Below are 15,315 nucleotides of genomic sequence, written 5' to 3' on the forward strand. Positions count from 1 at the left end.
ATGAGGGGCTGGTAACAGACCTTAAACTAAAAACATAACAACATGATGAAAAAGACATTACTGACACTAACAGCAATGCTGAGTCTGCATGCAACAGCACAGACTTTACCATATCAGAATCCTGCACTTACTGCAGAAGTTCGTGCCGATGATTTGTTAGGACGCCTGACTCTTGAAGAGAAGGCTAAACTAATGATGGACACGTCACCTGCTATTGCGCGATTGGGCATTCCGGCGTTCCAATGGTGGAACGAAGCACTTCATGGCATAGGCCGTAACGGCTTTGTTACGGTATTTCCAATCACCACCATGATGGCTGCGTCATGGGATGATGCATTGCTCTACCAAGTTTTTACTGCTGTGAGCGATGAAGCACGTGCTAAAAATCAAGAAGCGAAACACAGCGGTAAAGTGTCGCGTTATCAAGGATTGTCATTCTGGACTCCCAATATTAATATTTATCGCGACCCTCGTTGGGGACGTGGACAGGAAACCTATGGTGAGGATCCATACCTGACAGAACGTATGGGACTTGCTGTTGTGAATGGACTGCAAGGTCAAAGCTTCGACGGAAAACCGTCGAAAGAACGTTATGCAAAACTGTTGGCATGTGCCAAACACTTTGCTGTGCATAGTGGTCCGGAATGGAATCGACACACGTTCGATATTCAGCAGTTGCCAGAACGTGACCTCTGGGAAACCTATCTCCCAGCTTTCAAGGCTTTGGTACAGAAAGGTAAGGTGGCTGAAGTGATGTGTGCCTACCAACGTATCGACGGTCAGCCTTGTTGTGGTAATGCCCGTTATGAGCGACAAATCCTTCGCGACGAATGGGGATTCGATGGTCTCATCACCACCGACTGTGGTGCCATCCGCGACTTCCTGCCAGGATTTCATGGTGTATCAGCCGACCGTCCGGCTGCTGTAGCACAGGCTGTTGAGTCTGGTACCGACTTGGAATGTGGTTCTGAATACCGCAATCTGCCTGAAGCCGTAAAACGAGGAGACATTAGCGAAGAGCGTATCAATACCAGTTTGCGCCGACTGTTGGTGGCACGTTTCAGATTGGGAGACTTTGATGCCGACTCTTTGGTGAGTTGGACCAAGATTCCTTCAAGCGTTATTGCCTCGAAAGAACATAAGCAACTCGCTTTGCAAATGGCACGTGAAGGAACTATTCTGCTAAAGAACAACGGTATTCTGCCCTTGAAGAAAGAGAACGCTAAACGCATCGTAGTCATGGGACCGAATGCTAACGACTCTATCATGATGTGGGGAAACTATAGTGGTTACGCCACAAAGACCGTCACCATGCTGCAGGGACTGCGCCAAAAGTTGGGCGATGTGCGTTATGTGCAAGGTTGCGGTCTGACTCGTGCAGAAGTCTATGAGAGTCGTTTCGACCACATGAAGGCTCCATTGGGCAATAGGGGAATGCAAGCCACATATTGGAATAATACCGAGATGGAAGGTACACCCGTCAATACCGTAACGATTACTTCACCCATCAATCTGAGCAATGGCGGCAATACGGTCTTTGCGCCAGGTGTCAATCTGGAGCAGTTCTCTGCTCGTTACGACGGACAGTTTGTTGCTGATACCGATGAAACGCTTACGCTGCGTGTCGGAGCAGATGATAAAGTGCGCGTCATGGTCAATGGCGATACGCTGGTCAATATTTGGAAGGTGCGTCAACGTATTCAGGAAGCTGCCCCACAACTTGAAGTCAAAGCCGGACACCACTATCGCATACAGATAGACTATGTGCAGGAAGGCGGAATGGCAGCCATGCAGTTTGACATCTGTAAAAAGCAAACACCTACTGCTGACGAGATTCTGGCACAGGTGGGCGATGCTGAAACGGTCGTCTTCGTTGGTGGAATCTCTCCGCGAGTTGAAGGCGAAGAGATGAAAGTGAGCGACCCAGGTTTCAAGGGTGGCGACCGTACAGACATCAATCTGCCTACCGTTCAGCGCCAGATATTGCAACTGTTGCACAAAGCTGGTAAACGTGTGGTCTTTATCAACTGTTCGGGCGGCGCCATCGCTCTAACAGAAGAAGCGCCACTCTGCGATGCGATTGTTCAAGGATGGTATGGTGGAGAACGTGGTGGTGAAGCCATGGCAGAGATTCTGATGGGCGAAGTGAACCCTTCAGGAAAACTGCCCATAACGTTCTACCGCAGTACCGATGATCTGCCCGACTTCCTCGACTATCGTATGACTGGTCGTACTTACCGCTATTTCAAAGGTGAAGTGCTCTATCCCTTCGGCTATGGACTGAGTTATACGTCTTTTGAAGTGGGCAAACCACAATATAAGAACGGCGTGGTAACGGTAAATGTGAAGAATACCGGCAAGATGGATGGAACGGAAGTGGTTCAGGTTTATCTGCGCCGTACTGCCGACACAGAAGGTCCGCTCAAAACGTTGCGTGCTTATAGCCGAATATCGGTCAAGGCTGGTCAGAGTCAAAAGGTCAGCATTCCGTTGCCCCGTGATCAGTTTGAAGGTTGGGATGCGAAGAGCAATAGTATGCGTGTAGTACCTGGTCAATACGAATTGATGGTAGGTACGTCAAGTGCTGATAAAGATCTGAAGACCATTAAGGTCAATATGAAATAAATGAAAAAGGGAAACAGTATTCCCTACCTTCTATTTAAAGATGCTGAAACATGCGGTCTGCCGTCTGCTGATGGGCTGGATGTTTCAGCGTCTTTTGTATAAATACACAGCTGTCAAAATAGACAAACATCTTCTTGCCTCCCCATTCCGTCCTTTGACCTCCCATCATATTCCCATTATTGTCTGTTTGTTTTTGGGAGTTAGTTGGGACTTACTTGGGAGTTTCTTGGGATTTATTTGGAAAATATAATGCACATATTACGTTGATCATAATTCGAAGACATCCCGAATGCATCCCGAATGCATCCCGAATGAATACTATATGAAAAACATGTATTGGATTTTAATAAGTAAAAACTATCGTATCAAACAGCTTATTATCACATCAATTGAAATTGAAAACAACACGAAAGAGAAACAGTATACTGCATATTTACGGCAAAGATAGAAATAATATGCACTTTTTTTGTCATACGCTCGCTTATTCGTACCTCTGACGCTTTGCATCGAAGGTACTTGCGCTCGGTAATAAAAGAAAAATCGAGTTTTTTTCTTTGTATTACGCTCGCTTATTCGTACCTTTGTAGGCAGAATGAAGCAGGCTATGATATTTGCAGCGGGACTGGGAACCCGACTGAAGCCCTTGACCGACACGATGCCTAAGGCATTGGTGCCAGTAAATGGTGTGCCTTTACTCGATCTTATTATCCGCCGACTGATGGCCCAAGGCTACGAACGCTTTGTGGTCAACGTGCATCATTTTGCACAAATGATCATAGATCATGTGGCGCAACAGGACTATGCTCCGCTGGTTCGCATCAGCGATGAAAGCGACATGTTGCTCGATACAGGAGGCGGACTGAAGAAGGCTGCTACATGTTTCGACGATGAGCAATCGCCCATCCTTATTCATAACGTAGATATCCTTGACAATGTCTGTTACGACTGGTTTGCCCGGCAACACAACGACGAAGACGATGCAGTATTGCTGGTAAGTGAACGCAAAACCAAGCGTTACCTACTCTTCGACAATGCCATGCGCCTGATGGGATGGAAGAATATAGAGACTGGTGAAATCAAAAGTCCCTACGAATATATCCGTCGCACAGGACTCTCACAGCATGGCGAACCGCTCAATATGTATGCCTTCTCTGGCATTCATTCTTTCTCTCCCAGACTGTTCCGATTGATGGAACGCTTCCCCGATAAATTCAGCATTATCGATTTCTATCTCAGCATATGCCACCGTGCACATATATATGGATGCGTCAAGTCTGACTTGAAAGTGCTCGACGTAGGCAAACTCAATGCGCTGGATGAAGCAGAGAAATTTCTAAACAATAATAAATAATACTGTATGCAACAGAAAATCATTATCCTCGACTTCGGAAGTCAGACGACACAGCTCATCGCTCGCCGTCTGCGCGAACTCGACACGTTCTGTGAGATTTTGCCATACAACAAGTTTCCACAGGATGACAAAGAAGTCATCGGAGTGATTCTTGCCGGCAGCCCCTACAGCGTGTACGATCCCGAAGCTTTCAAGGTCGATCTCACACAGTTCCTGGGACGCCTTCCGGTGCTCGGCATCTGCTATGGTGCACAGTTCATTTCCTACAACAACGGCGGAAATGTAGAGCCTGCAGGAAGTCGCGAGTATGGCCGACAGAATCTTACCACCATCAACAAGGAGTGTCCGCTCTTCCGAGGCTTCGACAACAACTCTCAGGTATGGATGAGTCATGGCGATACCATTACCGCCATCCCAACAGGTTCAGAGGTAGTTGCCTCTACCGAAACTGTAGAGAATGCAGCATATTACTGTCCCGATGCCACATTGATGGGATCATACGATGGTCATCAGCCTGTGATGGGTGTGCAGTTCCACCCCGAAGTATTCCATTCGGTTCAGGGCACCCAGTTGCTCAAAAACTTCGTGGTTGATATTTGCGGTGGCCGTCAGGACTGGAGTGCCGACAACTACATCGAGACAACAGTAAAGGAACTGAAAGAGCAGATTGGCAACGACCGTGTCATCCTCGGTCTCTCTGGCGGTGTTGATTCATCCGTTGCTGCCGTACTTCTCAATCGTGCCATTGGCAATCAGCTGACCTGTATCTTTGTCGATCATGGTATGCTCCGCAAAAATGAGTTCTCTCAGGTGATGGAAGACTACAAGGTGCTTGGCTTGAATGTGATTGGTGTAGATGCCAGCGAGAAGTTCTTTGCTGATTTGGCAGGCGTTACCGATCCCGAACAAAAGCGCAAAATCATCGGTCGCGACTTCGTTGAGGTGTTCAATGCCGAAGCTAAGAAGATTACCGATGCCAAATGGCTTGCACAAGGCACTATCTATCCCGACCGCATCGAATCGCTCAACATCACCGGTAAGGTCATCAAGAGTCACCATAACGTGGGTGGACTGCCCGAAGAGATGCACCTCTCACTCTGCGAACCGCTGAAATGGCTCTTCAAGGACGAAGTACGCCGTGTCGGACGCTCGTTGGGAATGCCCGAACACCTGATCACCCGACATCCTTTCCCTGGTCCCGGACTGGCTGTGCGCATACTGGGCGACATCACTCCCGAACGTGTACGCGTCTTGCAGGATGCCGACGATATCTTCATCCGCGGTCTGCGCGACTATAAGGTCAAACTCTCTGGTGATGAAGCACGCCGTGTGCTTGCAGCAGGAGTACCTGCAGAAATGACCGATGGCGAGATAGAAGTATCACTCTACGACCAAGTATGGCAGGCAGGTGCCGTTCTCCTTGCCACGGTTCGTTCCGTAGGAGTAATGGGCGATGAGCGCACCTATGAGCATCCTGTTGCTCTGCGTGCCGTGACATCTACCGATGCCATGACCGCCGACTGGGCACATCTGCCTTACGACTTCATGGCCAAAGTATCTACCGAGATTATCAATAAGGTGAAGGGCGTAAACCGCGTTTGCTACGATATCTCGTCAAAACCACCCGCAACAATCGAGTGGGAATAACCCTAATAACACGACATCAATATGGCAACAGTTGACGACAAGAAGATAATCTTTTCGATGGTGGGAGTGTCGAAAATCATCCCACAAAACCAAAAACAAATACTGAAGGACATCTACTTATCGTTCTTCTATGGCGCAAAGATTGGCATCATCGGTCTGAATGGTGCTGGTAAATCTACGCTGATGAAAATCATTGCCGGACTCGAACAGCCTTCACGTGGTGAAGTGGTATGGAGCCCTGGTTATTCGGTAGGCTATCTGCCACAGGATCCTCCCCTTGACGAACAGAAGACGGTGAAGGAAAATGTGATGGAAGGTGTACAGCACATCTATGATGCGCTCGCTGAATATGAGGATATCAACAATAAGTTCGGGCTGGAAGAGTACTATGGCGACCCCGACAAGATGGACCAGCTGATGCAACGACAAGCCGAGGTGCAGGACATCATCGACTCTACAGATGCTTGGAACATCGACTCCAAACTGGAACGCGCTATGGATGCTTTACATTGTCCGCCGGGCGATTGGGCTGTTACAAACCTCTCTGGTGGTGAGCGCCGCCGTGTGGCGCTCTGCCGTTTGCTACTCCAAAAACCCGATGTATTGTTGCTCGACGAGCCTACCAACCATCTTGACGCCGAGAGCATCGATTGGCTCGAACAGCATTTGCAGCAATATGAGGGTACTGTGATAGCAGTAACCCACGACCGCTACTTCCTTGACGACGTGAGCGAATGGATTCTTGAACTTGATCGTGGCGAAGGTATTCCCTGGAAGGGTAACTATTCTTCATGGCTTGACCAGAAGACTAAGCGCATGGAGCAGGAAGAAAAGACTGCTTCCAAGCGTCGCAAGACTCTGGAACGCGAATTGGAATGGGTGCGTATGGCCCCGAAGGCACGTCAGGCTAAGGGTAAGGCGCGTCTGAACTCTTATGAGCAGATGCTGAACCAAGAGCAGAAAGAGCGTGAAGACAAGTTGGAGATATTCATTCCCAATGGTCCCCGTTTGGGCAATAAGGTGATAGAGGCTGTGCATGTGAAGAAGGCTTTCGGTGAGAAAGTACTCTTCAACGACCTCAATTTCATGTTGCCTCCCAACGGCATTGTGGGTGTCATCGGTCCTAACGGCGCCGGCAAGACCACCTTGTTCCGTTTGATTATGGGGCTCGACCAAGTAGATGGCGGCACCTTTGAAGTGGGCGATACCGTGAAGTTGGCTTACGTTGACCAGCAACACAAGGACATCGATCCGAAAAAGACCGTCTATGAGGTTATCTCGCAAGGCAACGAAACGTTGCGTCTGGGCGGTCGCGATGTGAATGCACGAGCTTATATTTCCCGTTTCAACTTCTCTGGTACTGACCAGAGCAAGCTGTGTAGTGTGTTGTCTGGTGGTGAACGCAACCGTCTGCAATTGGCTTTGGCATTGAAACAAGAGGGTAACGTGCTGTTGCTCGACGAGCCTACCAACGATATCGACGTGAACACCCTCCGCGCTTTGGAGGAAGGTTTGGAGACATTTGCAGGTTGTGCCGTAGTTATCAGCCACGACCGTTGGTTTCTGGACCGTATCTGTACACACATTTTGGCCTTTGAGGGCAATGGCGAAGTATTCTTCTTTGAGGGCAGTTATTCGGAATACGAAATCAACAAAGCCCGCCGCTTGGGTGACACCGAAATCAAGAAAGGCCGTTACCGCAAGTTGATGGAAGAGTAAACAGCCCGTTGTCAACAACATTCTGACAAGTCCACAGGCGTTATTCAGTAACGTATCAATATCCAGCCCGACCGTTGTCCTGCCTATAGATGCAGTATCAACGGTCGGGCTGAATCTTTATAATCAGACGATTTATACCTGACGTTTATGGTGACTACTATGACTTCTTCGCAAAAAGTGAAGCACCTATGCTTATTCCCAATACTCCCAGTATAAACACAAGAGATGCCACGGCATCTATCTCCACATACTCATGGATAAGCATTTTTACACCAATAAACACCAAGAGCACACATACTCCCAATTTCAGGTATCTGAATTTATCGGATATGGCTGCCAGTAGGAAAAACATGGCACGCAATCCAAGTATAGCAAAAATATTAGAGAAGAACACCACGTAGGGATCAAGCGATACAGAGAATATAGCAGGAATGCTGTCGAAAGCAAATATCAAGTCGCTGAACTCAATAACGAGTACCGTGACAAACAGCGGAGTGAGCAAGAGTCGTCCTGCTCGTCGCACAAAGAACTTATCTCCTTCAAACTGAGTATGTATGCGTCCGGTCTTTGACAGCAGACGTACGAGCGGATGCTTTTCCACGTTCATTTCCGCCTTGTCGTTCCGATTGAGATACATCTTCACACCACTATACACAAGCACTACGCCAAAGACGAGCAATACCCAGTCGAAGCGACTGATAATGGCAGAACCGAGGAAGATAAACACAAAGCGCAATACAATGGCACCGAGTATTCCCCAGTTTAATACATGCTGATACTCATTTTTCCCAACTCCAAACGATGTGAATATCATCATCATGACAAACAGGTTGTCAACAGATAGCGTCTTTTCTATCAGATAACCAGAAATGTATGATACCGTCATGTAATGTCGGTATTGCTGCAAACTCATTTCAAAATCGTCGGGATGGAGTTTCAGGTGTGATGCATACTTCGAAGCAACCGTCTGTAGGTCATTAAAATTCTCTATGCCATGCACCATGTCGCCATGAAACCACAAAAACACAGCGAACAAAAGTGCCAAACCAATCCACACAAAAGTCCATACTGTTGCCTCGCGAATAGACACCACATGAGCTTTTCTGTCGATTACAAACATATCAAGCAGGAGAATAGCGGCTATGAATGCTACGAATCCTACCAAGAACATTGTTTCTGTCATTACCATTTGTTTCTCATTTTATCATTTAGAAAGCGCAAAGTTACTCATCGCATATTACAAACCTGTTACATCAGAGCTTATCATGCTCAATATTTAGTGTTTTTTAAGTACTAATGGTATTCGCGAACGTTAGGTTGTCGAACACCACTTTGCCATCACCCTATTTCAAATGCATGTTTTCTTGAAATATTCTGCTACGCTGCGTAGCATATTGTGAATAGTGTATAGTTGTGCAATATTCCAAAAACGAAAAATTGATGGATATTGAGTAAATACGGTTAGCGCATCAGCATACAGTTATTTGAGTTTTTATAAAATTTCGACCACACGACCACAGATGTCTGCATCATGTTATCAGTCAAACTCTTACACGTGTGGTCGATTCCTGTGATTTGGGATTTACGACCACACTTCGACCACACTTATTGTTAAATGTCATCAACGTGAAACAGCAATGTGAATACGCTATATCGATGCCTAAGTGGGGGTGTGGTGATTATCACAACTTTTTCAAACCTTGATAATATTTTTATCTAACGTTGGATAATACTCTTATCTAACGTTGGATAATACTCTTATCTAACGTTGGATAACACTCTTGTCAAACGTTGGATAACACTCTTGTCAAACGTTGGATAACACTCTTATCAAACGTTGGATAACACTCTTATCAAACGTTGAAAATACTTTTGTCAAGCGTCAGACAATAGTTTTGCCAAATGTTAGTCAATAGTTTTGCCAACCGTTAGGCAATAGTTTTGCTAATCGTTGGACAAACCTTGGCAAAACGTTATCAAAAAATATCGCTCAGTATTATTTCTGAGCGATATTCTTTATTTTTTGATAATCATATATGAGTATCGTGGATGCGCTTACAATTTGGTGGTCGATTGGTGGTCGATTGGTGGTCGATGTCTTTATAATCGACCACCGCTTAATGTGTTGATGGATAGCGGGATACATATGTCTGTGGTCGAGTGGTCGAATTTTTCTGAAAACTAAAATAACTGTATGCGACTCTCGCGTGTTATCCTTGTGATGTAATCAACAAAGGCTGTTCCCTGCCTATCGATCATTCGTTTTCAATTATCTATAGCGACTTATTGCATGCGGTTGAAGCCTTCCCAACGCACATTCCATTTGCCATTTTTGGGGAAACCGGGGTTGAGCGGCTGTTGACATCCGTCCCATCCGCAACACATCATGGCAATGGCTGTGAGCAAAGATCCGTTGCCTGGCAGATAAAGTCGCAGACGGTCTGGAGTCTGGAAGTTGTGACCATTGGGCAGATAAGTATTCTTCTGTGTATCGATCAGCAATGCCTGAAGTGCGGTTTCGGGTTCTCCCAATCGGGCAGCAGTCATGGCTATCATGCCATAATCCCATCCCCAAGTGGTCTCCCAATGCCAGTTGTGCATCACGGCATCAAGTGTGTGTCTCATCTTGATGCTGTCGATACCCTGAGTTGGGATGAGGCCGAAAGCACCCAGCACGGCAGGGTGGTCGCTGTAGCAATGTTCGTCAAAGCGCGGTTCTTCCTTTGATGGAAGACCTGCCTGATAGATGCCGTTCTTCTCAGGCAATGGTGCAAGTCGCTTGATGATGTTGTCCCAGTCAGCATTACGGCTTTTGCCCATGCGCTCACGCCACTTTTGTGCTACTGTGAGTCCATAGCGCCAGTAACTGAGTTCGAAGGGATGGTTGTAGGAAAAGTCCTTGCGCATACATTCCTGCATGGCAGTGGCGCCAGTGAGTGGAATGTACTGCCCGCCGCGATCGCAGGCTTTGGCAAAGTCTGCCATAAATTCAGCAGTCTGTTCCACATGTTCAGCATAGGTCTTAAGCGTTTGGTCTGATGGGTTGGCGCGATACATTTCTTCAGCGAGATAGATGTAATGGGGTTGTTGCCAGAGCAGAAACGAACCAACGTTTGACGGTGCTTCGCCAGCCCAAGGGTCGGTCATCTTCATCCAGCGCAGTCCTTTGAATCCTTGACGCTTAGCTATATTGCGTGCAACGGGAGCTGCCACATCGTCATACCAGCGTAACATGCGAGCCACTACGTCGGGTTGATTCCACAGACAGAAATCTACTGCGTGCCACCAAGTCATCTCCAGATGCGGACGACCAAACCAACTGTTGTAGGTCAAGCCAGTTTCCTGTGGGGGCATGTTGCCTGCGCAGTTGATATAGGTGAGATATTGTGATAGGACCACGCGACGCTCCAGTTCCTTGGCTCTTGGGTCGGTGCATTGTCCGAAATCGGCAAATGCACCTGCTGACCAATGGCGGTGCCAGAATTTCTGGTTGCGCTTCATGTGGTCGGCAAAGGTTTCAGATGCGGGACGGTCGATGGGCTTAAGACAGTATTCTGCAGAAAATTCCAACACATCGTCGGTGGTTGATAGGGCATACTGATGGTTGCCCATGGGCTTCAGGTCGGCAATGCCGTTCCATCTCACATATATATAATAGGTGGTGGAGTCGAGTTGATGTTGAATCAGAGCAGATTGTGCATCCTGTTTGACGATTGATGAGGTGTGACGGTCTGTTTTGCTCCAGTCGGCTGCATGGTCGGCATGCTTTCCTGTGGGATAGGGGAGTCGTATGGCAACCTTTGCTTGCTGGTTTTTAAGTAGTGGACTTTTGACGCGTGCTACCAACTGGTCGCGGTCTGGACGGCAGAAAGTGATGACATCAACCGGTTTTCCGTCTGCCAGGAAATGAGAATTAATCTGAGCATCCCAGAGGTGAAGCTCCTGATGAATATCGGTGAGCTGGTTGAGGGCGATGGGATTTGACTGGTTGTCGGTGAGTTGAAGACCGATGGCGCCGAGGTTGAGCCGATGTGGGTTGACGCGGAAATATTCGGTTGCCTGCTTGTTGCGTCCGTTCTGTTTGTATTCTACAGCATACACTTCCTGATGACCATGTCCTAAGTCGTAGGATTTTTCAGTATCAGCAGGTGTCAGTTTCTCGGTGTTGGGAAATGAGTGCCAACCCCAATCAGACATGGTGGTGAGGGGGATGCCTTGCTCATAATCGGTGGTGTAACTTTGCAGTCCGGTCACATCGACGGTGGCGGCAAAATGGCCGTTGCCTACTGTGAGCGATGCGAGATTGTCGGCTTTGGTGATGATGGGGTTGTTACGAAAAAGAACAGCCTCGCGATTAATCGAGGCTGTTGTATTATCGGTATCGAAACCAAGCATTTCCATTTCAAGTGATGCCCATATAAATGGTCCTACACCCTTGGCATCGTTGTCTCTGACTGGTTCGCTAAGGTAATATTGGAACGAACCATCGCGTCGTTTGTTCTCTTTGACCTTTGGCGCAGCCTTCAACACTTTGGCGCTGATGCCCGGACCGAGGCCCGCTACCGCACAGCATTGTGTCAGCGAAATGGTCTTGTCGGCATTGACGCGGATGAAGTTGTTGATGATGCCCTTATAGGCTTTGATACCAGCATCACGGTATTTTTCTCCGAGATACCCCTTGCGGTAGGCTTTCAATAGTGCATAAGCAAACATCGACGAACAAGTAGATTCGAGATAGTTGCCTTCACGTTCGGGTGAATCCATCACCTGATACCACACACCAGTCTTTTTGTCTTGCCACTTGATAACAGCATCGAGGTCTTTGCGCAACAGCTCGATGACTTCGCCACGGCGACTGTAGTTCTCAGGTAGAGCATCAAGCAGTTCGATCAGTGCCATGGTGTACCATCCTTGCGCACGTCCCCAGCAATGCTGTGAGAGTCCGGTTTCCTTGTCCGCCCAGAACATCTCGTGTGTTTCGTCCCAAGCATGACGGTTGAGTCCGGTCTTGGGGTCGAATGTGCGCTGGTAGGTTACGCTGATTTGGTTGACCGCATCGTCGTAAATCTTCTGTGCATCTTTCTGCTTCAGCAGGTCGCGAGCGGTAAGTGTGTAGAATGGCAATCCCATGAAGATACCGTCGAGCCATACCTGATAGCTGTAGATGGCCTTGTGCCAATATACTTTGTCGGCAATGGTGCGTGGTTGTTTTTTCAACTGCTTCATCATGAGTTGCATGGCGAGCAGATTCTTTTTCTCTGGTTGGAGTTGGTACATACGTGTTACGAAATGGCCGGTACGTATGTTGTCGAGGTTATAGTCTTCCATACGAAAACCTCGAATTGCTCCGTTTGGGGCAATCATCGTGTCGGTATATTCGCGGCAGTAGGCGAGAATGTCATCGCCGCCGTATTTCAGATATGTATCAAGCATGGCTTCCAGTTCGATACCCATTACATAACTCCATTTGGGTTTGCTGGAAAAATCGAGCAGGTAGGATTTGGGTACACGCTTCATTTCAGAATAAGTGAGCCATTGGCTGTAGTTTTTGAAAGGTTTCTCCTGAAGCGCAAGCGAACCGTTGATGAAGAGATTGTCGAAGCGCACGTCGCGTGTCATGCCTTTGATACTGTTTCCATCGCGTACACCGTTGAAACGGCAGTTCTTTACATTGATGTCATATACATAGCAGGCAGTGTCGAGTGCGATAATCTGCACACCGTATTGTGATTTCTCACAAGTGATGTTTTCGATATTGATATTGCGTACGGTGGGGATGTATCCACGACAGCAAATCTCGTTGTGCTCGTAGTCGAGGTTGATTTTCAGTACGCTTTCCTTGCAGACACCCACTTTGATGTTGCGGGCATTGATGTTTTCGATGATACCGCCACGGCAAGTATTGGTCTTGATGCGTACCACACGCTCCAGTTCGGGCGAGTCCATCACGTTGTTCTCGGCATAGACGTTGCGGCATCCGCCCGATATTTCAGAACCGATAACCACACCACCGTGACCGTTTTTCATCTCACAGTTGCGGATGATAATGTTCTCACTGGGGCGATCCCAAAGGCGTCCGTCACGGTTGCGCCCACTCTTAATGGCAATACAGTCGTCGCCAGTATTGAAATAACAGTTTTCTATCAGCACGCCATCGCACGACTCAGGGTCACATCCATCGCCGTTAGGACCGTCGTTGATAATCTTCATACCACGTACGGTGATGTTTTTCGACAGCAGGGGATGAATCACCCAGAATGGAGAACGCAGCAGGGTGAGGTCTTCCAAGAGGATGTTCTCACACTGGTTGAAGTTGATAAGCTGTGGGCGCAGACCGTCATTCTTGGTAAAAATGCGCTCGTTCATATCAACACCGTCTTCTGCTTGTTTCAGCAATCGGGCACGGGTGCCACTGCGCTGGTTGGGCAATTTGTCGGGTGCACCTCCGAAGTAGGGTACGCCCGTCCATTGCCACCATGTTTCTTTCGAGCCGCCACCATCGATAGTACCTTCACCAGTCACAGCAATGTTCTGCTGCTTGTAGGCATAGATGCATGGACTGACGTTGTGGCAATCGAGACCTTCCCAACGTGTAGACACCACGGGGTAGAGGTCTGGTTCAAACACAAACTGCAACTTGGCGTCTTTCTCCACTACGAGATTGACGTTTGACAACAGGGTGATGGCACCTGTGAGATAGGTACCTGCCGGTACGATGACGCGGCCACCACCTTTCTTAGAACAAGCCAGAATGGCCTTGTTGATGGCTTTCTGGTTCTTGGCAGCTGTGTTTCCTGTCTTTGCACCATATTTGGTGATGACAAAATCACGTTCTGGGAATGTCGGAGCCTTAATGCTCTGTTCGATGCGCTTATACTCATTGTCGTCCCAGGCTTTGGCCTGTGCGGCGATGGGTACAATGATGGCTACGAACAATAATTGTAGTAGTCTTTTCATTATTTTGAGTGTTTTAGTAGATTTTTCGGTGCAAAGATAAGCATTTTATTTGGAAATAAGTCAAATATGTATTACTTTTGTGCGATATAAATGTGAAGATTATGACGAAGATAGCAGATTTTTTAAACAAGAACGACCGCTTTGCTGCAGACGCAGGGTGTCGTATCGTGGAAATGGAAGAGGGAAGGGCTGTTGCAGAAATGACGGTTACACCCCATCATCTCAATGGCGGCGGAGTCTGTCAGGGCGGTGCACTGTTTACACTTGCCGACTTGGCATTGGCTGCCGTGATGAACAGTAGGGGGCAATTGACCTTCGGTATAGAGAACAATATCATGTTTATGGCATCGGCGCGTGTAGGCGATAGACTGCGTGCCGAAGCCCGAGAGGTGGCAGACCATCCGAAGATTCCAACCGTAGAAGCCCGTATTACGAATCAGAATGGACAACTCTTGTGTGTGGTGACAGGTGTGGCTTATCGTAAGAAAGAGGCACTGGTAATGGAATAATCCCTATTCTATTACTACTCCTGATCCTTTACTATCTCATATTCCAAAACTTTTTTCAATCCCAACACGTTCATATAGTAATCTCGCGTACCTATTATATATACTTGATGGTTCCACAGTTCGGGGTTGTCCTTGAGGTTGAGTTTCTTGCGTATTGATGCTCTGTCGGTCAAGCAGACAGGTAGAAAACTGTTTTTGTCAATTGTCTCGTCTGTCTGACTGTCGGTTACAATCGGAGTATCTGACAGTAGGATAGAGGTGCTCGAAGTGAAGGGAGGCCATAGAAGTATGTTGTTTAGACTCTTGTAGGCTGTGCCGACAATATATGCCTTGACGCAGATTTGACGGTCCACATCTGTCAATTGCGCTTCTGCCACTGTCAATGCGTTCTGCTTGATAGTGGGATCAATGCCCGTTTCTGGTACTATTGTACCGGTAGAGTCGGTTGCTGTAGTGTCACGGTCTTCTTTCGCAGGTGGATCTTCTACCATATCCAACTGCTTTTCA

General features: G+C 47.7%; 9 protein-coding genes. 5 read left to right on the top strand and 4 right to left on the bottom strand.

Going from position 1 to position 15,315, the window contains the following annotated elements:
* The first annotated feature begins 42 nt into the window (after positions 1-42).
* Positions 43-2,625 (top strand): xylan 1,4-beta-xylosidase, encoded by a 2,583-nt coding sequence (gene xyl3A / locus CIK93_RS01620; RefSeq protein ID WP_094446381.1) that lies wholly within the window; start codon positions 43-45, stop codon positions 2,623-2,625.
* A 34-nt stretch (positions 2,626-2,659) separates the two neighbouring features.
* Here the strand turns inward: xyl3A and CIK93_RS13980 are convergent, their stop codons facing one another.
* Positions 2,660-2,794, bottom strand: a complete 135-nt coding sequence (locus CIK93_RS13980) for a hypothetical protein (protein ID WP_256387569.1) — start codon at positions 2,792-2,794, stop codon at positions 2,660-2,662.
* A 423-nt stretch (positions 2,795-3,217) separates the two neighbouring features.
* On the opposite strand from CIK93_RS13980, the gene CIK93_RS01625 reads away from it, so the two are divergent.
* Genes CIK93_RS01625 through ettA form a run of 3 tightly spaced genes read left to right on the top strand, consistent with a single transcriptional unit; the run spans position 3,218 to position 7,342 of the window.
* Positions 3,218-3,976 carry a nucleotidyltransferase family protein gene (locus tag CIK93_RS01625; protein ID WP_094446382.1) on the top strand — a complete coding sequence of 253 codons (759 nt, stop codon included), beginning with the start codon at positions 3,218-3,220 and terminating at the stop codon, positions 3,974-3,976.
* 6 nt (positions 3,977-3,982) lie between these two features.
* Positions 3,983-5,623 (top strand): glutamine-hydrolyzing GMP synthase, encoded by a 1,641-nt coding sequence (gene guaA, locus CIK93_RS01630; RefSeq protein ID WP_094390121.1) that lies wholly within the window; start codon positions 3,983-3,985, stop codon positions 5,621-5,623.
* A 21-nt stretch (positions 5,624-5,644) separates the two neighbouring features.
* Positions 5,645-7,342: an energy-dependent translational throttle protein EttA gene (ettA, locus tag CIK93_RS01635; protein ID WP_094446383.1), complete on the top strand. Its 1,698-nt coding sequence runs from the start codon at positions 5,645-5,647 to the stop codon at positions 7,340-7,342.
* 157 nt (positions 7,343-7,499) lie between these two features.
* Here ettA and CIK93_RS01640 read toward each other — a convergent pair whose 3' ends face one another.
* Together CIK93_RS01640 and CIK93_RS14070 are read right to left on the bottom strand one after the other, a co-directional pair.
* Positions 7,500-8,531, bottom strand: a complete 1,032-nt coding sequence (locus CIK93_RS01640) for a TerC/Alx family metal homeostasis membrane protein (RefSeq protein WP_094436473.1) — start codon at positions 8,529-8,531, stop codon at positions 7,500-7,502.
* 1,094 nt (positions 8,532-9,625) lie between these two features.
* Positions 9,626-14,299 (bottom strand): glycoside hydrolase family 88 protein, encoded by a 4,674-nt coding sequence (locus CIK93_RS14070; RefSeq protein ID WP_094446384.1) that lies wholly within the window; start codon positions 14,297-14,299, stop codon positions 9,626-9,628.
* A gap of 101 nt (positions 14,300-14,400) precedes the next feature.
* Here CIK93_RS14070 and CIK93_RS01650 point away from each other — a divergent pair, with 101 nt between their 5' ends.
* Positions 14,401-14,808, top strand: coding sequence for a PaaI family thioesterase (locus CIK93_RS01650; protein ID WP_094390114.1), 408 nt, complete (start codon positions 14,401-14,403; stop codon positions 14,806-14,808).
* Between the two features lie 14 nt (positions 14,809-14,822).
* Here the strand turns inward: CIK93_RS01650 and CIK93_RS01655 are convergent, their stop codons facing one another.
* Entirely contained in the window at positions 14,823-15,299 is a 477-nt protein-coding gene (locus CIK93_RS01655) for a DUF6359 domain-containing protein (protein WP_144007298.1), read from the bottom strand.
* Between the last annotated feature and the right edge of the window lie 16 nt (positions 15,300-15,315).

The organism is Prevotella sp. P3-92, assembly GCF_002251205.1.
Classification (GTDB): domain Bacteria; phylum Bacteroidota; class Bacteroidia; order Bacteroidales; family Bacteroidaceae; genus Prevotella.